Origin of the sequence: Sphingopyxis sp. J-6, assembly GCF_046603995.1 — a bacterium.
GTDB lineage: Bacteria > Pseudomonadota > Alphaproteobacteria > Sphingomonadales > Sphingomonadaceae > Sphingopyxis.
Map to the genome: position 1 here is coordinate 3,434,390 of NZ_CP145810.1, position 17,886 is coordinate 3,452,275.

At 64.0% G+C, this 17,886-nt stretch carries 19 protein-coding genes and 1 tRNA gene; 9 read left to right on the forward strand and 11 right to left on the reverse strand.

What is annotated here, in order from left to right:
* Position 1 precedes the first annotated feature (1 nt).
* From V6U71_RS16395 to V6U71_RS16425, 7 genes are all read right to left on the reverse strand, one after another.
* Positions 2–2,149, reverse strand: a complete 2,148-nt coding sequence (locus V6U71_RS16395; protein WP_411339446.1) for a catalase — start codon at positions 2,147–2,149, stop codon at positions 2–4.
* A gap of 82 nt (positions 2,150–2,231) precedes the next feature.
* Complete coding sequence (locus V6U71_RS16400; protein WP_411339447.1) at positions 2,232–3,188, reverse strand: NAD(P)/FAD-dependent oxidoreductase; 957 nt, start codon at positions 3,186–3,188, stop codon at positions 2,232–2,234.
* Complete coding sequence (locus V6U71_RS16405) at positions 3,185–4,486, reverse strand: glycoside hydrolase family 130 protein (protein ID WP_411339448.1); 1,302 nt, start codon at positions 4,484–4,486, stop codon at positions 3,185–3,187. The genes V6U71_RS16400 and V6U71_RS16405 overlap by 4 nt, the downstream gene beginning before the upstream one ends.
* A gap of 12 nt (positions 4,487–4,498) precedes the next feature.
* On the reverse strand, positions 4,499–6,769 hold the full coding sequence (locus V6U71_RS16410) for a glycosyltransferase family 4 protein (protein WP_411339449.1): 2,271 nt from the start codon (positions 6,767–6,769) through the stop codon (positions 4,499–4,501).
* Positions 6,770–6,942: 173 nt separating this feature from the next.
* On the reverse strand, positions 6,943–7,689 hold the full coding sequence (locus tag V6U71_RS16415; protein WP_411339450.1) for an HAD-IIB family hydrolase: 747 nt from the start codon (positions 7,687–7,689) through the stop codon (positions 6,943–6,945).
* Positions 7,686–7,952: a hypothetical protein gene (locus V6U71_RS16420; protein ID WP_411339451.1), complete on the reverse strand. Its 267-nt coding sequence runs from the start codon at positions 7,950–7,952 to the stop codon at positions 7,686–7,688. Before V6U71_RS16420 ends, V6U71_RS16415 begins: the two co-directional genes overlap by 4 nt.
* A 340-nt stretch (positions 7,953–8,292) precedes the next feature.
* Positions 8,293–8,514 carry a hypothetical protein gene (locus V6U71_RS16425; RefSeq protein WP_411339452.1) on the reverse strand — a complete coding sequence of 74 codons (222 nt, stop codon included), beginning with the start codon at positions 8,512–8,514 and terminating at the stop codon, positions 8,293–8,295.
* A gap of 196 nt (positions 8,515–8,710) precedes the next feature.
* Between V6U71_RS16425 and V6U71_RS16430 the strand changes: the two genes are divergently transcribed.
* Genes V6U71_RS16430 through V6U71_RS16440 form a run of 3 tightly spaced genes read left to right on the forward strand, consistent with a single transcriptional unit; the run spans position 8,711 to position 10,924 of the window.
* The gene (locus V6U71_RS16430) at positions 8,711–8,944 is read left to right on the forward strand and encodes a DUF3489 domain-containing protein (RefSeq protein ID WP_411339453.1); all 234 of its coding nucleotides are present in this window, start codon (positions 8,711–8,713) and stop codon (positions 8,942–8,944) included.
* A 1-nt stretch (position 8,945) separates the two neighbouring features.
* Complete coding sequence (locus V6U71_RS16435) at positions 8,946–9,386, forward strand: DUF2924 domain-containing protein (protein WP_411339454.1); 441 nt, start codon at positions 8,946–8,948, stop codon at positions 9,384–9,386.
* Positions 9,383–10,924, forward strand: coding sequence for a recombinase family protein (locus V6U71_RS16440; RefSeq protein WP_411339455.1), 1,542 nt, complete (start codon positions 9,383–9,385; stop codon positions 10,922–10,924). Before V6U71_RS16435 ends, V6U71_RS16440 begins: the two co-directional genes overlap by 4 nt.
* Positions 10,925–11,157: 233 nt before the next feature.
* Here V6U71_RS16440 and V6U71_RS16445 read toward each other — a convergent pair.
* A tRNA-Val gene (locus tag V6U71_RS16445) sits at positions 11,158–11,233 on the reverse strand.
* A gap of 55 nt (positions 11,234–11,288) precedes the next feature.
* Complete coding sequence (locus V6U71_RS16450; RefSeq protein WP_411339456.1) at positions 11,289–12,311, reverse strand: MarR family transcriptional regulator; 1,023 nt, start codon at positions 12,309–12,311, stop codon at positions 11,289–11,291.
* Between the two features lie 234 nt (positions 12,312–12,545).
* Between V6U71_RS16450 and V6U71_RS16455 the strand changes: the two genes are divergently transcribed.
* The 6 genes from V6U71_RS16455 to V6U71_RS16480 all read left to right on the forward strand — a co-directional run bounded on the left by V6U71_RS16455 (position 12,546) and on the right by V6U71_RS16480 (position 16,370).
* Positions 12,546–13,133, forward strand: a complete 588-nt coding sequence (locus V6U71_RS16455) for a thermonuclease family protein (RefSeq protein ID WP_411339457.1) — start codon at positions 12,546–12,548, stop codon at positions 13,131–13,133.
* A gap of 91 nt (positions 13,134–13,224) precedes the next feature.
* Entirely contained in the window at positions 13,225–13,605 is a 381-nt protein-coding gene (crcB, locus tag V6U71_RS16460; protein WP_411339458.1) for a fluoride efflux transporter CrcB, read from the forward strand.
* Positions 13,602–14,831, forward strand: a complete 1,230-nt coding sequence (locus V6U71_RS16465) for an RluA family pseudouridine synthase (protein ID WP_411339459.1) — start codon at positions 13,602–13,604, stop codon at positions 14,829–14,831. Before crcB ends, V6U71_RS16465 begins: the two co-directional genes overlap by 4 nt.
* On the forward strand, positions 14,831–15,451 hold the full coding sequence (locus tag V6U71_RS16470) for an FMN-binding negative transcriptional regulator (protein ID WP_411339460.1): 621 nt from the start codon (positions 14,831–14,833) through the stop codon (positions 15,449–15,451). Before V6U71_RS16465 ends, V6U71_RS16470 begins: the two co-directional genes overlap by 1 nt.
* Positions 15,448–15,684: a hypothetical protein gene (locus V6U71_RS16475; RefSeq protein WP_411339461.1), complete on the forward strand. Its 237-nt coding sequence runs from the start codon at positions 15,448–15,450 to the stop codon at positions 15,682–15,684. The genes V6U71_RS16470 and V6U71_RS16475 overlap by 4 nt, the downstream gene beginning before the upstream one ends.
* Positions 15,681–16,370 carry an ATP12 family chaperone protein gene (locus V6U71_RS16480; RefSeq protein WP_411339462.1) on the forward strand — a complete coding sequence of 230 codons (690 nt, stop codon included), beginning with the start codon at positions 15,681–15,683 and terminating at the stop codon, positions 16,368–16,370. The genes V6U71_RS16475 and V6U71_RS16480 overlap by 4 nt, the downstream gene beginning before the upstream one ends.
* A gap of 93 nt (positions 16,371–16,463) precedes the next feature.
* Here the strand turns inward: V6U71_RS16480 and V6U71_RS16485 are convergent, their stop codons facing one another.
* Together V6U71_RS16485 and V6U71_RS16490 are read right to left on the reverse strand one after the other, a co-directional pair.
* Positions 16,464–17,243, reverse strand: coding sequence for a crotonase/enoyl-CoA hydratase family protein (locus V6U71_RS16485; protein WP_411339463.1), 780 nt, complete (start codon positions 17,241–17,243; stop codon positions 16,464–16,466).
* 37 nt (positions 17,244–17,280) lie between these two features.
* Positions 17,281–17,886, reverse strand: coding sequence for a 2-hydroxychromene-2-carboxylate isomerase (locus V6U71_RS16490; RefSeq protein WP_411339464.1), 606 nt, complete (start codon positions 17,884–17,886; stop codon positions 17,281–17,283).

Genomic DNA, 17,886 nt, shown 5'->3' on the forward strand with positions numbered 1-17,886 from the left:
ATCAGGCAAGATCGCGCACCTTGGCTTCGCGGGCCCAATGACGCCGCGTGCCCACGCTCTCGAACTTGTCGATCGCGACGACACCGCCGTCCTTTTCGACCCCCGCCTTGTCGAGCAGCAATTGCGTCGCTTCGTCATGCGCGATCGTCTTGCAATGGCCATAGGCGTCCATGAACCACTGGACCGCCGCGCCCTGCTTTGAGAGGGCCTCGGCCTGTTCCTCGGTGAGGATCGACGCCACCGCGTCGAACAGCACCGAGGGCGAGCCCGCGAGCTGGCCATCAGCCTTGAGCGTGCCGCCCTTGACCTTGATCCCGCCGACCTTGGGCGCGACGAGGAAGGCGGTGCCGCCCGCGCTTTCGATGTCGCCCTTCAGCTTGTCGATCATCGCCTTGTCCGATCCTTCGGCAAAGAGGATCGCGACCTTGCGACCCTCCATCGTGTCGTCGGCATTCTTCTGGATCGACAGCGCGTCGGAAGGTTTAAGATCGACGGGCGCACGCGCAGCCTTTTCCTTCGCCGGCAGATCGATGGCGAGCCCCATGGCAACACGCGTCGCGAGATCCTCATCGATATTCCGAAGCTGGCCGACGACGCGGGCGCGGACATGATCGAGCGTGACCTTCGACAGTTCGAACACCAGCGCCGAGGCGATATGCGCCTGCTCATTCTCGGTCTGCGACAAATAGAACAGCCGTGCTTGGCTGAAATGATCGGCGAAAAGCTCGGCGCGAATGCGCAGCTTCTGCGCAGGGTCGTTCCGCTCGTCATTGGCCGTGAACGTCGAGAAGCCCGTTTCTGCGCTTGCGCGCGGACCGCCATTCTCGCCGGCTTCGGCAAGGCTATTGGGTTCGTAATTGGCGCGCCCGGTCGGGACGAGCGTCTGCATCATCCCGTCGCGCTGGAAATTATGGAACGGACATTTGGGCGCATTGATCGGGATCTGGTGGAAATTGGTCGTGCCCAGCCGCGACTTCTGCGTATCGAGATAGGAAAAAAGCCGGCCCTGAAGAAGCGGATCGTTGCTGAAATCGATCCCCGGAATGATGTTCGACGGCAGGAAAGCGACCTGTTCGGTCTCGGCAAAGAAATTGTCGACGTTGCGGTTGAGCGTCATGCGGCCGACGATCTCGACCGGAACATCCTCCTCCGGGATCAGCTTGGTCGCGTCGAGTACATCATAAGGCTGCTTCTTGGCGAAGGCTTCGTCGAACACCTGGACGCCGAGATCCCACGCCGGAAAATCGCCCGCGTCGATCGCCTCGAACAGGTCGCGGCGGTGGAAATCGGGATCGGCGCCGGCGATCTTGACCGCTTCGTCCCAAGTCGTCGACTGGATGCCGAGCACGGGTTTCCAGTGGAATTTGACGAATTTCCCTTGGCCCTTTTCGTTGACGAAACGGAAAGTGTGGACGCCGAAACCTTCGATCATGCGCAGGCTGCGTGGAATCGTGCGGTCGGACATCGCCCACATGATCATGTGCATCGCCTCGGGCATCAGCCCGATGAAATCCCAGAAAGTATCGTGCGCGCTCGCCGCCTGCGGATATCCGCGATCGGCTTCCATCTTCACGCTGTGAACGAGGTCGGGGAATTTCATCGCGTCCTGGATGAAGAAGACCGGGATATTGTTGCCGACGAGATCCCAATTGCCGCTGTCGGTGTAGAGCTTGACCGCGAAACCGCGCACGTCGCGCGGCGTATCGACCGACCCGGCACCGCCCGCGACCGTCGAGAAACGGACGAACACCGGGCAGGTCGCGCCCTCCTTCTGCAGGATCGAGGCCTTGGTCAGCCCGGAGATCGCCTTGGTGCATTCGAACACGCCGTGCGCGCCCGAACCGCGGGCATGGACGATCCGCTCCGGAATACGCTCATGGTCGAAATGGAAAATTTTCTCGCGGAGGACGAAATCCTCGAGCAGCGTCGGGCCGCGCTCGCCGGCGCGCAGCGAATTCTGGTTGTCCAAAATGCGATGACCGAAATTATCGGTGAGATAGGTGGCCGGATCGGCGACCTCAGTGCCGACGTCCTGGTGCAGTTCGTCGCCATTGCCCCGGCTGTCGGTCGGCGTGATCCGGCGCTCTCCCGGCTGATGGTCGCGAAGGGCGTGGTCGGTCGCAGGGGACGGCGCGGGCTTCTTGGCCATGATCGGTTCCTTGGGTTTCGAGGGAATTGCATCTTGAACCCCCCGCTCGCCCTTAGGTTTCGCGGCGCGCCCGCATTCCGTCCTATTTCTGGGCCATCACATGCCCGTCCTGTTCACGGAGCCAGTTGTGGAGACGCGTCGCCGCCATCGCGCCTTGTCCGGTTGCAACACTGATCTGGTCGAGACCTTCAAGGACGTCGCCCGCGGCATAAACGCCGGGAAGGAGGCCGTCCGAAAAAGCGCTGAACGGGATGCAGCCATTCGGATCGGTCAGCGGCCCCAGCATGGCAGCAAGCTCGCTGCGCGGGGTCGATCCGAAGGCCGGGTAAAGCGTGTCGAACCGGCGCGGCGCGGCTTCGTCCTCGATTGTGACGAACATCGCCTCCTCGGTTGCGTCAAGGCGAAGAACCCGGCCTTCGAGAACGTCGACGCCGCTCGCGTCAAGTTCGCCCCGCTGCTTGTCGGTCAGCGCCACCTGCCATTTCGGGATGAGCGTGATGTTGCTCGAATATTGTCGCAGGAACATTGCCTCGGCGGCGCCATGGAGGTCGGAACCGAGGACAGCGATCCGCTCGTCGCTATGTTCGAAGCCATCGCAGATCGGACAATAGCGGAGCACGCCGCTGCGAACCGCTGCCTGATGATCGCCGCTGTCGAGTTTCGCCAGATTGGTATCGACGCCGGTTGCGAGGATCAGTCCGCGCGCGCCGATGACCGCGCCGCTATCGAGGCGCGCGCGAAACAGCGCGCGGTCTTCGTCCCGAGCGATCTCGACAACGCGGCCCTCGACGATCTCGGCGCCGTAGCGCGCCGCATGGTCGCTCATGCGCGCGATGAGGTCGGCTCCCACGATACCGTCCGGAAATCCGGGGATATTGCGCGAACGCGGAACCCAAAGAGCGCGCGAACGTCCGTCATGGGCGATGCGCACCTTTCTTCGGTATCGCGCGAGATACATGCCGGCCGTCAGCCCGGCAGGTCCTGCACCGACGATCAATATATCGATCGGCGACCCTTCGCCGGCCGAAAGCGACGTCATCCTGTGGCCCGCGCCGAATAGTCCATGGCCGCAAGGATGTCCGTAATCGCGACGAACGCAAAGCAGACCGAGCTGTCGGCCACGCCATAAGGCAGGAAAATATCGTCGCCGACCCGGATCGCCCCGCACGTATAGACGACGTTGGGGACATAGCCTTCGCGGTCCTCATCGGCCGCAGACAGGATCGGATTGGGCGTTCGGCCGATCACCTTGGACGGATCGACCTTGTCGAGCAGCACCGCCCCGATCGCATATTTGCGCATCGCGCCGACGCCGTGGGTCAGCACCAGCCAGCCCTCGTCGAGCTCGATCGGCGCGCCGCAATTACCGATCTGGATCAGTTCCCAAGGGAAGCGCGGTTCGAGCAACAACGCGCCGCCGTCCCATTCATCGACCTTGTCGGAGCGCAGGAGATAAAGATTCTTGCCATCCTGGCGGCCAATCATCAAAAACTGCCCGTCGATCTTGCGCGGGAACAGCGCCATGCCCTTGTTACGCCCCGCCTTGCCCTTGATCGGCGTCAGCGTGAAATCCTTGAAGTCGCGTGTCCGCAGCAGCTCCGACTGGATGTCGCGGCCGCTATAGGCCGTGTAGGTCCCGATCCATTCGCTTTTGCCGCTGTCGCGCTCGAACTCGAGCAGCCGCAGATCCTCGAGCCCGTTGCGCTGCGCCTCGGTGATCGGAAAAATCACCGTGCCCGACAGGGTGCTGTCCTTCTGGCGATAGAGCGAGACGACATCGTCGGGCTTGTCGTCGCGGTGCGGACCCAGCATCGCCGCGGTGGCGAAGCCGGGTTGCGGCAGCAAGGTCAGTTCGCGATCATGCGTGATGATGCCCTCGCGAAAGGCGATCGTCGAAATATGTCCCTCGCCGACCGCGCGGAGCGAAAGCAGGATGCGGATGCTGCCTTCCTGCAGTCCACTTTGATCGGGATGGCGCACGACGCTGGGGTTCATCAACGCCGCCGCGGCATAGCTATATTCGTGACAGAAATAGGCGCCGATCAGCAGCCGCGTTTCGCGTTTGAGCGCCAAGCCTTCGAGCCCGAGCTTGGGTTCGATCTCGTCAAAACGATCCTCGAACACTTTCTCGATCTGCCAGTGCCGGTCGGCAAAGTCTCTGAGCACGACGCCCAGTTCGGCACGAACCGTTCGCGGATTCAGGGCAACGATCTCGCGCGCGAGCCGCTGCACGCGTTCGAGATCGGGGCCCGACGCCTGCCAGGCCAGATGGAAGGGCCGCACGACGACGCGCGTCGGGTCGGCGTGCAGCCGCAATTCATGCTGGACCAGATGCAAATGATCTTCCTTTCAGCCGACCTTCCGGACGAAATCCCGAATGGCATAGGTCGCATGCTGATAGGCGAGAACCGACTCCGCGCCCTCATTCAGATTGAGACCGCGCGGATTGATGCCGTCCTTGCTCGTCCCGGTCAGCGGATCGCCGACGATTACACCGCGATCATTGGCTCCGGTAAACCATGCATAGGCACGCCGCGCGTGCGCCAGCCAGATATCGTCACCGGTTACGTCGTATGCCGCCGACGCCGCATCGATCGCAGCCCAGATTTCGAGCGGTTGCTGGTCAAATGGCCGCGGCAGCGCATAGGCATGGCCGAAGCTGTCCGAACCGACGGGGCGATAGTGACCATAAGGCGAAATCTGCGCATCGTTGATCCACCGCAGCGTTTCGATTCCGCATTCCGTCACGTCCGCACGCTCCAGTCGCGCACCCGCGCGCAGCATCGCTTCGGGAAGGCGGCTATTGTCATAGGCGAGCACCGACTCGAACCATCGCCAGCCGGGCTGCGCCGCCGCCTCATAGAGCGCGATTAGCCGGTCGGCGCCGCTGCGCAATATCCGACCCGCCAGATCATGCTCGGGATGCGCCGCGAGCACGAAGTCGGCGCCGAGCATCGCAAAAGCGGTCGCACGCGGCGACTGGAAGTCAAGCGCGGACGCCGCGGTGCGCTCGAACAGTTTATGCGCCCATTGCCTTAGACCGGGATCGCGCGCGGCCTGCGCCGTCGCGCCGAGCGCCCAGAGCGTTCGCCCGCAGCTATCTTCGGACCCCACATCCTCGAGCCAGTTGCGTGCAAAGCCCATGAAGTTGCGAAACTCGCCGCGGTCGGGGTTCCAGGCATGCTGGACGAACGCGGCAAAGACCGAGGCCAACTGCCCGCACCTGCCGAGCGCGTCGTCGTCGAGCCGGTGCATCAGCATCAGCGCCCGCGCATTGTCGTCGACGCAATAGCCGTGCGCGCGATCGGGGATCATATGAACGCTGTGCTGGAGGATGCCGGTATCATCACAAATGCGCAGGAATCCATCGATGCCGATATGATCAGCTATGGGCGCAGCTTTCGGCAGGACGCGGCTTTCCGCGATCAGCGCGCAGGTCCGTTCCGCGAACACAGGCCAGATCATGTCGCGGCTGCGGTCATAGGCGCGCCGCTGCAGCGTCAGCAGCCGGTCGGCGTCGCCGAGCAGATAGCGGATTTCGTTCGCGATCGCTTCGCTGTCGTTGAAGGGTACCAGCACGCCATGATCGTCAGCAAGGAGCTCGACTGCATGGACATAGGGCGTCGAGATCACGGCCTTGCCCAGCGCCATCGCATAGGAAAGCGTACCCGACGTCGATTGCTGCGCACCGGTATAAGGCGTCACATAGATGTCCGCCGCCTCGATAAGATCGAGCAGATCGTCGGTTTCCATGAAGGCATTGATCCAGCGGACATGCGCATCGACCCCGAGCGACACGGCGAGCGCCTGAAGCCGGTCGCGATAGGCTTCGCCTTCATGCGCCAGCAGGTTGGGGTGCGTGGCCCCCGCGATACAATAGAGGAAGTCGGGGTGATCCTCGACGATCGCGGGCAATGCCTCGATGACCGCTTCGATCCCCTTTCCGGGCGACAGGAGCCCGAAGGTCAGCGCGACCTGCTTGCCCGCAAAGCAGAACGCCGACTTGAACTGCGACGCGCGACCGAACGGGCGATCGGGGACGCCATGCGCGATCAATGCAATCTGGTCTTCATCGGCATGATAGACGCTTCGCAGCAAATCGCGCGAGCGTTCGGACATGACGACGAGCTTGGTTGCCCGCGCGATCAGCCGATCCATGACGCGGCCCTGCTCCGCGTCGGGTTCGGCAAGCACCGTATGAAGCGTGATGATGAGCGGCGCCGAAACCCGTTCCACGAGTTCGAGCACCATGTCCCCTGCCAGCCCGCCGAAAAGACCGAACTCGTGCTGCAGCCAGACGATGTCAGCGCAGCTTGCCTCGATCTGTTTTGCCGCGTCGATAAAGCTGGCGGCGTCACCCTCTGTGATCGCAGCACGAACCACCGGATCGAATATGGTCGGGACCGCTGCGGGCGCCATCGCGTAAACATCGACGGCGATCTCCGGCGCGGCCGCTGCAAGCGACGCGTGGATATCGGCGGTGAAGGTCGCGATACCGCAACGCCGGGGAAGGAAGCCGCCGATCAGTGCGAGCCGAAGGGTCTGCGCGACGGCGGGACGGAGCGATTGGCAAGCCTCAAGGCCTTCATCGAACGACGTGCGATCGGGAGCTTCGTACACAGGTTTTTACCTTCCAAAATGAAGCGGCAGAAGGCCTCACCCAAATTTGCTGATTATCTTGGGACGTGTGGCAATGAGCCACGGAGCGTCCGGATTTAGAACAATTTAGCGGGGATTTGGTTCCGCCAGACCCGCGCTCCGCCGTAGAGGATGGGGCCGCACCGAAGCCCCGGTCATTTCAGGCAAGCGACAAGCGATGCGATAACCGCCAGCGTTTCGCGCGGATCGCGCACGCAAATGGTGTCGAGCCCGAGCGTCTTGGCGGGATAATCATTGCCGCCGGGGAAAATCGCGTCGCCGACGAACATCATTGCGTCGAGCGGGATGCCGCTCTCGTCGCGAAGCCTGGTCAACCCATAGGCCTTGTCGACGCCTTCGCGAGTGATGTCGATCGACGTCGCACCGCCCATGTTGATTGAAAGGTCCGGAAGACGCTGGCGAAGGTCATGCTGGATGATCTTGCGCTTCGCAAAGTCCGGATCCCATTTTTCCTTGGCATCGATCGGCGCCTGCTGCCCGAGCGCCGAAAAGGTGATCTGGCTGCCGCGGTCTTCGATGCGCTCGCCCCAGACGGCTTCGGGAACGAAGCCCGTGGCTTCGAGCGCGGCATCGAAAGCCTCGAATATGCGCTGTTTTTCATCGTCGGCGAAGAGTTCCGCATAGACCGCCCGCCAGGCATCGGGACGAAAAGTGTAGAGCTTCGTGCCGGTCGCGGGCATGAGCCACAACCGCGACCGGTCGGTGCGAACCGGAAGGCGCGAGGCGATCTGCTTGTCGAACTGCGGCCAGTCGCCGCCCGAGATGACGGCGACGTCGGCAACACCGAGAAGATCGCCGAGCGCTTCCCCCATGTCTTCGTCGAGCGGCTGCTTGCTCTCGGCGAGCGTGCCGTCGAGATCAAAAGCAATGAGGCGTTTCAAGCGAGAATGGCCGGCTGCGCCATGGGCAGCATGTCACCGACATACCGATCGCATTCGACGCGGCCGGACAGCACCGCGTTCCGCGGCGATCCCCCGGCCATGATCAGATTGCACGTCAAACCGCGAGTGTCGCGATAGTCGTTGATGCGCTTGGCATAATAGAGCGGCAGATCGAAATTTGCCGTCGCATGCCCGCGACGCTCCGCCTGGCTGACGGACATCAGGGCGATCTGATGGTGATAGAGAAGTTCGTTAAGGTCCATATGTCGCTCCGTTGGCGGGGAGCACAATGGTCTCTCAGTTGCCGGCGCGCAGGTCAGCACGGCAATGACAAGGATATGGGTGCGCGGCGGCGTATTGCAATCTTCAGCGAAACTATTCTCGTCAGTCTTTCGTTGGCCGGCATGTAAAGGTCCGCTGTTGGGACTCCTTCGTTGCCCTCGCGAATGGCCGACATCGGGCGCAAAGCCGACATACAAAAATGGCGGCCCGATCGGGCCGCCAGAGTTGAATTGAGGAGCTCTCCATTTGGATCGCGGAGGCCGGATACATCGGTTGTCCGTAATCGCCATGTAAATCAGCAGACCGTAGCGGAATCCTGAATCAGTGATGCTCGGCTGCAACAGTACCGTCGGATCTAGATAGAACTGCAGCCGCATTCGAAAGCGCGCAGATGTCCGCGGCAGCCTTCGCGATTTCCGCGATCGCCCGATTTCTTGCCTCGCCAGCCATCCGGGCCGCCAAAATTGCTGTCGCGCTCGCATCTTCCATGATTATGCCAATCCTGGTGCAGATCTGAGCGAGCAATTCGTCGGTGTCTTCCATTATCCGACCACGCCCTGACACGTCGCGGAAGTCCAGATGCAGCTTTTTGCCAGGACCCGAACATTCCAGTCGACTTCCCCGGCACAGCAAGCATTGGTGTCCCTGCGTCCAAATGGCGGCGCGACGCTCCGACCCTCGCGGTCCCGGAGCGTGAGGCAGTGGGACCGGCATGGGCCGGCTCCACAGGAGACCTCAAATGACTGACCAAACTACCGCCGTCGAACCAATCGCCCGCGCGCAGACCAAAGCGGCCGCCGTCCAAAAGATGCTCTCGCGAGCCAAGGGCGCGACGCTTGCTGAGATCACGGCCGACACCAACTGGCAGCCGCACAGCGCGCGGGCATTCCTGACCGGCCTCCGCAAAAAGGGCATGAACATCGTCCGTGAATGTCGCCCAAACGGCGACACCTCCTGGCGCATCGAGCGCTGAAGTGGCGCGCATTGAAGAACAACTGGCCGGGCTGGCGACAATGTCGCCGGCTCGTCTACGCGCCGAATGGCGCCGCCTTCACCGCCGCCAGCCGCTGACCGCTGGCCTCACTTCGAGCCAGCTCATTCGAAGCATCGCCTGGCGTCTGCAGGAGAAGATGCTCGGAGGCCTGCCTGCAAATCGGCTACGCGAGCTCGATCGTCTCGCCGGCCAACTCGATCACGACGGCGAACTTGATATGGCCTTGGACCGGTCACTTAAGCCAGGGTCGCAGCTTGTGCGCCCCTGGCACGGGAAGGCCTATACGGTGACCGTGATCGACCAAGGGTTTGAGTTCGACGGACGGCAATACTCTTCCCTAACCCAGATTGCGCGCGAGATAACCGGCGCGGCCTGGTCGGGCCCGCGCTTCTTCGGACTTAAGACCGAGGCCGCTCGATGAAACCTCAATCCTCCCGCCGCCGCTGCGCGATCTATACGCGCAAATCGACCGAAGAAGGTCTCGATCAGAACTTCAACAGCCTGGATGCCCAGCGCGAAGCCTGCGGCGCGTACATTCTGAGCCAAACTCACGAAGGATGGGAGCCGACAGGTGAGCTGTACGACGACGGCGGCTATTCCGGCGGATCGATGGAACGGCCCGGCCTTCGCCAGTTGCTTGAAGATGTTGAAGCCGGAATGATCGACATCATTGTCGTCTATAAAGTCGACCGTCTCACCCGCAGCCTGTCCGACTTTGCGCGCATCGTCGATGTCCTCGACAAACATGGCGCTTCGTTTGTCAGCGTGACTCAGGCCTTCAACACCACGAACAGCATGGGGCGCCTCACCCTCAATGTCCTGCTGTCCTTCGCCCAGTTCGAGCGCGAAGTGACGGGCGAGCGCATTCGCGACAAAATCGCCGCGTCGAAAGCGCGCGGCATGTGGATGGGCGGGACCGTACCGCTGGGTTATGAAGTCAAAGACCGGAAGCTCCTCATCGTTCCCGCAGAAGCCGAGAAGGTACGACATATCTTCAATCGTTATCTCGCGCTCAGGTCGGTCTACGCCCTGCAGGCGGAACTGGCCGCCGATGGAATCCTGACGAAGTCGCGGATGCTGAAGGACGGGAGCAATTATGGCGACAAGAATTTCAGCCGCGGTGCGCTCTACCAGATGCTGCGCAACCGTATCTATCGCGGCGAGATCACGCACTGCGGAAAATCTTATCCTGGTGAGCATCATGAGATCATCGACGCCGACACCTTCGATCGGATCAGCGCGCGCCTCGATGGCAATCGCGTTGAACATAGGCATGCTGCCTATGCCGAACACCCAAGTCTGTTCGCCGGCATAATCTGGGATGGCGACGGACGCCGATTGACACCCAATCACGCGAACAAGGCTGGCGTGCGATATCGCTACTACATCAGCCGCAAGGATAAGCAGCGGCTGGAGTTGCCGATCGTGCGTGTACCCGCGGGCGACATTGAAAACCTCCTGATCCATCAGCTCAGGAACCACGCAGACGTGAGTTGGGATGGCCCGCGCCCAACGCGCGAACTTATACTCGCAACGATGCGGAAAATCACAGTCCACCCCGACCGGGTCGAGATTGAATATATCGACCGCGAAGAGCCGGTGGCTATCCCTGCGACGTTAGTTCGCTGCAGCGGAGAGAAGCGCATTGCCGCCGCCCCCGAGAACTACGCGCACCCTCGACACGATCCAGCGCTGATCAAACTCATCGTCCGCGCGCACCAAGCTGGGAAGGCCATCGCCGCATCGACGAACTCGACTGTTGAAGCCGCCGCAACGAGCATGGCAGTGTCCACACCTTACTTCTGCTCGCTGCTTCGACTCGCACACCTCGCGCCGGACATCACGGCCGCTATCCTTGATGGCCGGCAGCCAGCGCACCTCAATCGCCAATTCCTCGCGCGCATCAATAACCTGCCGATCGACTGGCAAGGGCAGCGCGAGATGCTCGGGTTCGCCTGAACCCACCTCCAGCAAAAGCTGAACAAGATGCACATCTTTTGTGCAACACATCCTCCGACCGCGAAATCCTTGAGTTGAGAATGCAGGATAAGCTGCGCTCGTTAGCCGACGCCAAAAGCGTCTCTACATCGCAGCGGGGAACACCCTAGAGAGCCACAAACCTCTAATTTATCGCTATAATTTCGAGAGAACGTTGACCGAGACCCGGCAATCGCGATCACATAGTGACTGCGTGGTGGGCGCTGACGGGCTCGAACCGCCGACCCTCTCGGTGTAAACGAGATGCTCTACCAACTGAGCTAAGCGCCCCCGTTTCGGGAGAGCGCGCCCCTGCCACAGCTTGGGCGCGGAGGCAAGCGCGCCGCTATTCCTCCAGCGCCTCGAAATAGCGCGCGAGCGAATCGAATGCGCCTTCGGCAAGCCCGATGAAGATGCGGCGACCATCGTGCGGATCGGCTTCGCGCAGGAACAGGCCGGCGTCGGTCATCGTCTTGATCCAGCGCAGCGCCGTCGTCGCGGGCACGGCGGCGGCGATGCACAGGCTCGATACCGACACCGGCTGGCGTTCGAGCCGTGCCGCGTAGAGGTCGAGCAGCATGTCCCACGCCGGATCGGCGAACAGGTCGGCCGGGAAATATTGTTCGCGCATCCGCCGCTGGCGCAATACTCGCCGCACCGCCTTGGCGCGCTGTCGTTCCAGCGCGCGTTCCTCGGGCACGAAGCTCCGCGGCACCGCCGCGAAGTCGCGCGGCGCCGAGCGGACCTGGCCCGGATAGTCGGTAAACTCCTCAGGGCGCGGCGCAAAGCCGGCCGGCGTCCCCGGCAGCCCGCCGCGCTGGCCTGCCAGATCGCCGAGCAGGCGCGAGATGCGGGCGACCTCTTCCTGCAACCGGTCGATCCGCTCCATCGCGGCGTCGCGGGCGACGTCATGAACCACTTGGTGTCGAGTCCGCCGCGCCGCGGCGAGGGCGACCACCCGGTCGGTCGCATCGGCATCGACCAGAAACTCGGTTTGCAGTGACGCCGGAACCGCCGCGACCAGCCGGTCGAGCCCCGCCAGCGACGTCTCGCAAACGAGATGACAACCCTGCTCGCCTGCCGCCGCGCATATATCGGCGAGCATCTCGCCTTCGATCGTATCGGCCCCAGCCAGCCAGACAATATCCAGCATGGCGTCTTGCCTGATATGTCCTGCCGCTCGCAACGCGGGCAATGTCCTGGCGAGGCGCACCTCGGCGAGCGACAGGGCGTCGAGCGTGAAGTCCGCATGGCCGATGACTAGCAGCCGGGATTTCGCCCCAACCGGCGTCGATATTTCTCCCACCCGGAAACCGCCCGGAGGAAAATGCGCCATGTCGAGCCCGCCGCGTGCTTCAAAGTCCATCATGCTGCCTGTCCCCGTTCATTGCTCCACCCCGGCACAACTATGTCGTCATTTCGGCGATATTCACCTTTTGTTCGTTCCTGTTTGCCGCCGATACGGACCCAAGCCTGCATGGCGAATGAGTCGGCATAGAGCAGCCGTGCCGGATTTCATCCATTTTGGACATGTTTTGTTCTCATCGTCAACTGCTTATTCACGCTTGCCATTTGCGGGCGTCACCATCAGGCCGGTGGCGCGATGCCGGAAATCATTTCATCCCTCAGCCGCCTGCGCTGGCGCCGCCGGTTCCGGTCGTTCGCCGCGCTGCTCCTGCTCGTCGGGCTGGCGATCGCGGCCTGGACATGGCGCCCCGCTCCCGCGGCGACCGTCCCGCTGGTGCATGTCATCGACGGCGACAGCTTGACCGTTCGCCGGGACGATGCGGCAATCACGATCCGCCTCACCGGGCTCGATGCCGTCGAATACCGGCAGGACTGCCCGCGTGCCGATGGCAGCCGCTGGGCCTGCGGCCGCGATGCCCGCGCCGCGCTCGAAAAGCTGGCGGGGCCGGGACCGCTGCATTGCGACCTTGCCGCCAGGGATGTCTATCGCCGCACGCTCGCCACATGCCGCACCCTCCCCTTTCCCGACGGCATCGACCTTGGCGCCGAAATGGTCCGGCAGGGCTGGGCCGTCGCGACGGACGACGCCTATCCGGTCGAGGAAGCTGAAGCGCAGGCGAAGCGACGCGGGATATGGCAGGAAGATTTCGTCCGGCCCGCCGACTGGCGCGCGACGCACGAACGCGCGGCCTCAGCGCTTTCCGCTCCGCACCCCGACGATTGAGGTCGCCATGCGCCGCCGTAATTTGCGGTGCTATGCGTTGCCGCAATTTGCGGCGCTATGCCTTGCCGCATTTTGCGGCTAGGGCGAGCGCATGAACGGCCTGTTTCCAGTCATGATCGGCGGCGCGATCGGCGCCGGCTGCCGCCACCTCGTCGGGCAGGTCATGCTCGCGCGGCTCGGCCCCGGCTTTCCGTGGTGGACGCTCTCGATCAATATCGCCGGCAGCTTGCTGATGGGCCTGCTGATCGGCTGGCTGGCGCGGAGCAGCGACGGCGGCGAGACCGCACGGCTGTTCGTCGGCGTCGGCGTGCTTGGCGGCTTCACCACCTTCTCATCCTTCAGCCTCGAGTTCTGGCTGCTGTTCGAACGCGGTCAGACCGGGCAGGCGGCCGCTTATGTCCTCGCGTCGGTGATCGGCGCAATCATCGCTTGCGGTCTCGGCCTGTTCATCGTGCGGCAGGTGCCGGCATGAGCGAGCCCAAGACGAAACTCGACGTTGCCAAACTCGACGGGGCGACAATCGCCGAAGAAGATGACGGCATCCGCCTCGACCGCTGGTTCAAGCGCCACCGGGAAGGCACCCCGCACGCGCTCCTCGCACGCTGGGCGCGTTCGGGACAGTTGACGCTCGACGGCAAGAAGGCCGATGTGTCGGACCGGATCGCGGCGGGACAGACGCTCGTCATGCCGGTGCCGCCGGTCGAAACCGAAGCCCGTCCGGCGCGCAAGGGCCGCCCGCTGACCGACGCCGATGTCGAGCTTGCGACCGGCATGGTGATTCACCGCGACGCGAGCGCCATCGTGCTCAACAAGCTGCCCGGCCTCGCGACGCAGGGCGGTACCAAGACCGAGCAGCATGTCGACGGCTTGCTCGACGCGCTCAAGTTCGATGCGCCCGTGCGGCCGAAACTCGTCCACCGGCTCGACAAGGATACATCGGGCGCCTTGCTGATCGCGCGCACCCCGCGCGCCGCCGCCTATTTCGCCAAGAGCTTTTCGAACCGCAGCGCGCGCAAGACCTATTGGGCGATCATCGTCGGCGTCCCCGACATCGCGCAGGGCGAGATCGATCTGCCGCTCGCCAAGCAGCCCGGCTCGGGCGGCGAGAAGATGCATGTCCACGACAGCGGCCTCGCCTCGAAAACGCGCTACCGCGTCATCGAGCGCGCCGGCAACAGCGCCGCGTGGGTCGAACTGCAACCGCTCACCGGCCGCACGCACCAGCTTCGCGTCCATATGGCGGCGATCGGCCACCCGATCGTCGGCGACGGCAAATATGGCGGCAAGGGCGCCTTCCTGACCGGCTCGATCAGCCGCAAGATGCACCTGCACAGCCGCCGGCTGCGCATCGACCACCCCGACGGCGGCGCAATCGATATCAGCGCCGAGGTACCCGAGCATTTCGCCGCGAGCCTCGACGCGCTCGGCTTCGACCTGCTGCTCGGCGAGGTCGGGATCGACGATATCGTCAAGGGCCAGCCCTCCAAAGCGGCAGAAAAGGCGGCAGCGAAGGCGCACAGCAAGCAGATCCGCAAGGCGCGGCGCGGCGAGCGGCGCGGACGCACCGCGACAAGCAAGCCGACCGACCATGTCGGCAAGCCGAAGCCGAAACCGAAGGCCAAAGCGAAGCCGGGCAAGCCCGCAGACAAAAAGCCCGGAACGAAGAAGTCGTCGCCGCGCCCGGCACGGCCCCGCTAATGCACCCCAACAGCGCCTTCCGTCCGAAACAGGACGATCTCGCCGAACTGCTCGTCCGCGAGATCGGCTTTGCCGCCATCTTCGCGGGCACGCCCGACGGGCCGCGCGTCGCGCATACGCCGGTGGTGCTGAGCGACGACCGCGCGACGCTGCAATTCCACCTCGCACGCGGCAACGCGCTGACCCGGCACCTGGAAGGCACGACCGCGCTCGCCGTGGTGCAGGGGCCGGACGCCTATGTCAGCGCAAGCTGGTATGCCGAGGCCGATCAGGTACCGACCTGGAATTATGTCGCGATCGAGATGGAAGGCGCCGTGCGCCGGATCGACGACAGCGCGCTGGTCGCGCTGCTCGACACGCTGTCGGCCGACCATGAAGCGCGGGCCGGCGCCAATCCGCCGTGGACGCGCGCCAAGATGAACCCGGCGCTGTTCGGCAGGATGACCGGCGCGATCACCGGCTTCGAGATGCGCATCGCCGCATGGCGGCCGACGATCAAGCTGTCGCAGAACAAGCCCGCCGACGAACGCGAAAGGGTCGCCGCGGGCGTCGAGGCGACCGGTCACGGCGCGCTCGCACAGTTGATGCGCCACCTTGGCGGCGATAGGGAGGGCGCATGACCCCCGCCGCCGACGCCCTCGCCAAAAAGCGCTTCTTCGCCATCGCCGCGATGCGCGTCATGGGCGCGATCTTCGTGCTCGCGGGCTTCGTGCTGATCCGCGGCGGGCTCGAACTGGCGGGACAGCCCACCGATCGCTGGATCGGAGTCGCCGTCGTACTGCTCGGCGCCTTCGATTTCGCGGTGATGCCGATGCTGCTCGCGCGGCGCTGGCGCTCGCCCAAAGAGCTGTGAAGCGGTTCTGGAAAGAGGTCGCTGCCGTTCGCGAGGACGGTGGCTGGGGCATCGCGCTCGACGGCCGGCCGGTGCGGACGCCGCAGCGCGCGCCGCTGGTGGTCGCGAGCGCCGCGCTTGCCGAAGCGATCGCGGCCGAATGGCAGGCGGTCGGCGAAACGATCGATCCCACCGCAATGCCGATGACCGGCCTCGCCAACGCCGCGATCGACCTTGCATCGCCCGATCCCGCTGCCTTTGCCGAAACTGTTGCCGCCTACGCCGCGACCGACCTTTTCTGCTACCGCGACGACCGCGACGCGGCCTTGCAGGCCGAACAGGCGGCGGCGTGGAACCCGCTGCTCGCCTGGGCCGAGGAACGCTTCGCACTCGAATTCGCGCTGACGCAGGGCATATTGCCGATCGACCAGTCGGCGGAAACCGTCGCCGCGCTGCGCACGGCGGTGTTCGCGCTCGATCCATGGCGGATGACGGCGCTGACCCCCCTGGTCACGATCGGCGGGTCGCTCGTCGCGGGGCTAGCGCTTGCCGAAGCCGCGTTCGATCCCGACCTGCTGTGGCAAGCGGTCAGCCTCGACGAGCTCTATCAGGAACGCCGCTGGGGCGCCGACAGCGAAGCGCAGACACAACGCGCGGCGCACAAGCGCGACTGGGACAATGCCGCGCGTTTTCTGAGCCTCCTGTAAATTTCTTTCCTTCGTCATTGCGAGCGAAGCGAAGCAATCCAGAGTCGCGTAAACCGCCCTGGATTGCTTCGCTTCGCTCGCAATGACGATAATCTAGTCGGTAAAATTCGGCCGGCGCTTTTCCATCCCGGCCATCACCGCTTCGATCTGGTTCGGGGTCCGGATGACCTTCACCTGTTCGTCGCTCTCGGCCTGCAGGATTTCGGCGTCGCTCGCATCGCCCAGCATGTTGCACAGCCGCTTGGCGCCACGGATGGCGTGCGGGTTCTTGTCGGCGATCACCGCCGCCAGTTCCATCGCCCGCGCCAGCGGATCGTCGGAAACATGCGTCGCAAAGCCCAGCAGCTTCGCTTCCGATCCGTTGAATTCGCGGTTGGTATAGATGAGCTCGCGCAGCACATCGTCGGCGACCTGCGTCCGCCACAGCGCCATGCCGGCAACGTCGGGGACCAGCCCCCAGCGCATTTCCATGATCGCGATGCGCGTGTCGGGATGGACGATACGGATGTCGGCGGCCGCCATGATCTGGCTGCCCGCGCCGAACGCGACGCCGTGCACCGCCGCGATCACCGGCACCGGCAGCTCGCGCCAGCCCCATGCCGCATATTGCGCATTGTTCGAAATGCCCTTGGTGCGATCGGCCAGCGTGCCACCGGCGCTGCTCGCGCCCGGGTCGCGCTCGTTGCTGAGGCTCGACAGATCGAGTCCGGCGCAGAAAGCGCGCCCCTCCCCCGACAGTACGACGACGCGCAGCCCCGCCTGGGCTTTCAGCGTGTCGATCGCTTCGACAAGCGCGGCCCACATCGCGGGGTCGAGCGCATTCATCTTGTCGGCGCGGATCAGCCGGACGTCAGCGATGCCGCCATCAAGCATGGTAATCGAAATACGGTCTTGCACGCGGGAGTCCCTTTCAGCGTTTCAACGCGGCTTCGACGAGCGGGAGCTGGTCGTTGCCGAAATACATGTCGGCCCGATCGACGAAGATCGTCGGCGAGCCATAGCCGCCGCGCGCGACGACCTCTTCGGTGTTGGCGCGCAGCCGCGCCTTGACCGCGTCGCTCCCGGCCGCCGCGGCAAGCGCGGCTCCGTCGAGCCCTTCGGCATCGGCGACCGCGGCGAGCACCGCCGGGTCGTCGAGATTTTCCTGCCGGCCGAAATAGCTCGCGAACGCCCCGCGCGCGAAACCGACGAGCGCCGGCTGATCGTCTTCGAGCGCCGCGGCGAAACGCATCGCATGGACGCTCTTCGCCGGATGCCATTGCGAGGGGAAATTCATCGGCACGTCCGCGAGCCGGGCCCAGTCCTGCAGCACCTTCCAGCTATGCTGGAGCCGCCGGTTGTCGGCCTGTTCGCGCGCCGCATAAACGGCGGGGTTCACGGCATTGAACACCCCGCCGACAAGGATCGGCCGATAGATCGCCGCGGCCCCCGTCCGCTCGAGCACGCCCGGCAGGTTATGAAAGGCAAGGCAGGTCCACGGACTCGACAGGTCGAAGAAGAATTCGACGCGCTCCAT

Coding starts and splice junctions, on each gene's coding strand:
- V6U71_RS16395 (WP_411339446.1), bottom strand. CDS start 2,149: ATGGCCAAGAAGCCCGCGCCGTCCCCTGCGACCGACCACGCCCTTCGC.
- V6U71_RS16400 (WP_411339447.1), bottom strand. CDS start 3,188: ATGACGTCGCTTTCGGCCGGCGAAGGGTCGCCGATCGATATATTGATC.
- V6U71_RS16420 (WP_411339451.1), bottom strand. CDS start 7,952: ATGGACCTTAACGAACTTCTCTATCACCATCAGATCGCCCTGATGTCC.
- V6U71_RS16425 (WP_411339452.1), bottom strand. CDS start 8,514: ATGGAAGACACCGACGAATTGCTCGCTCAGATCTGCACCAGGATTGGC.
- V6U71_RS16430 (WP_411339453.1), top strand. CDS start 8,711: ATGACTGACCAAACTACCGCCGTCGAACCAATCGCCCGCGCGCAGACC.
- V6U71_RS16440 (WP_411339455.1), top strand. CDS start 9,383: ATGAAACCTCAATCCTCCCGCCGCCGCTGCGCGATCTATACGCGCAAA.
- V6U71_RS16450 (WP_411339456.1), bottom strand. CDS start 12,311: ATGATGGACTTTGAAGCACGCGGCGGGCTCGACATGGCGCATTTTCCT.
- V6U71_RS16455 (WP_411339457.1), top strand. CDS start 12,546: ATGCCGGAAATCATTTCATCCCTCAGCCGCCTGCGCTGGCGCCGCCGG.
- crcB (WP_411339458.1), top strand. CDS start 13,225: ATGAACGGCCTGTTTCCAGTCATGATCGGCGGCGCGATCGGCGCCGGC.
- V6U71_RS16465 (WP_411339459.1), top strand. CDS start 13,602: ATGAGCGAGCCCAAGACGAAACTCGACGTTGCCAAACTCGACGGGGCG.
- V6U71_RS16470 (WP_411339460.1), top strand. CDS start 14,831: ATGCACCCCAACAGCGCCTTCCGTCCGAAACAGGACGATCTCGCCGAA.
- V6U71_RS16475 (WP_411339461.1), top strand. CDS start 15,448: ATGACCCCCGCCGCCGACGCCCTCGCCAAAAAGCGCTTCTTCGCCATC.
- V6U71_RS16485 (WP_411339463.1), bottom strand. CDS start 17,243: ATGCTTGATGGCGGCATCGCTGACGTCCGGCTGATCCGCGCCGACAAG.
- V6U71_RS16490 (WP_411339464.1), bottom strand. CDS start 17,886: ATGGAGCGCGTCGAATTCTTCTTCGACCTGTCGAGTCCGTGGACCTGC.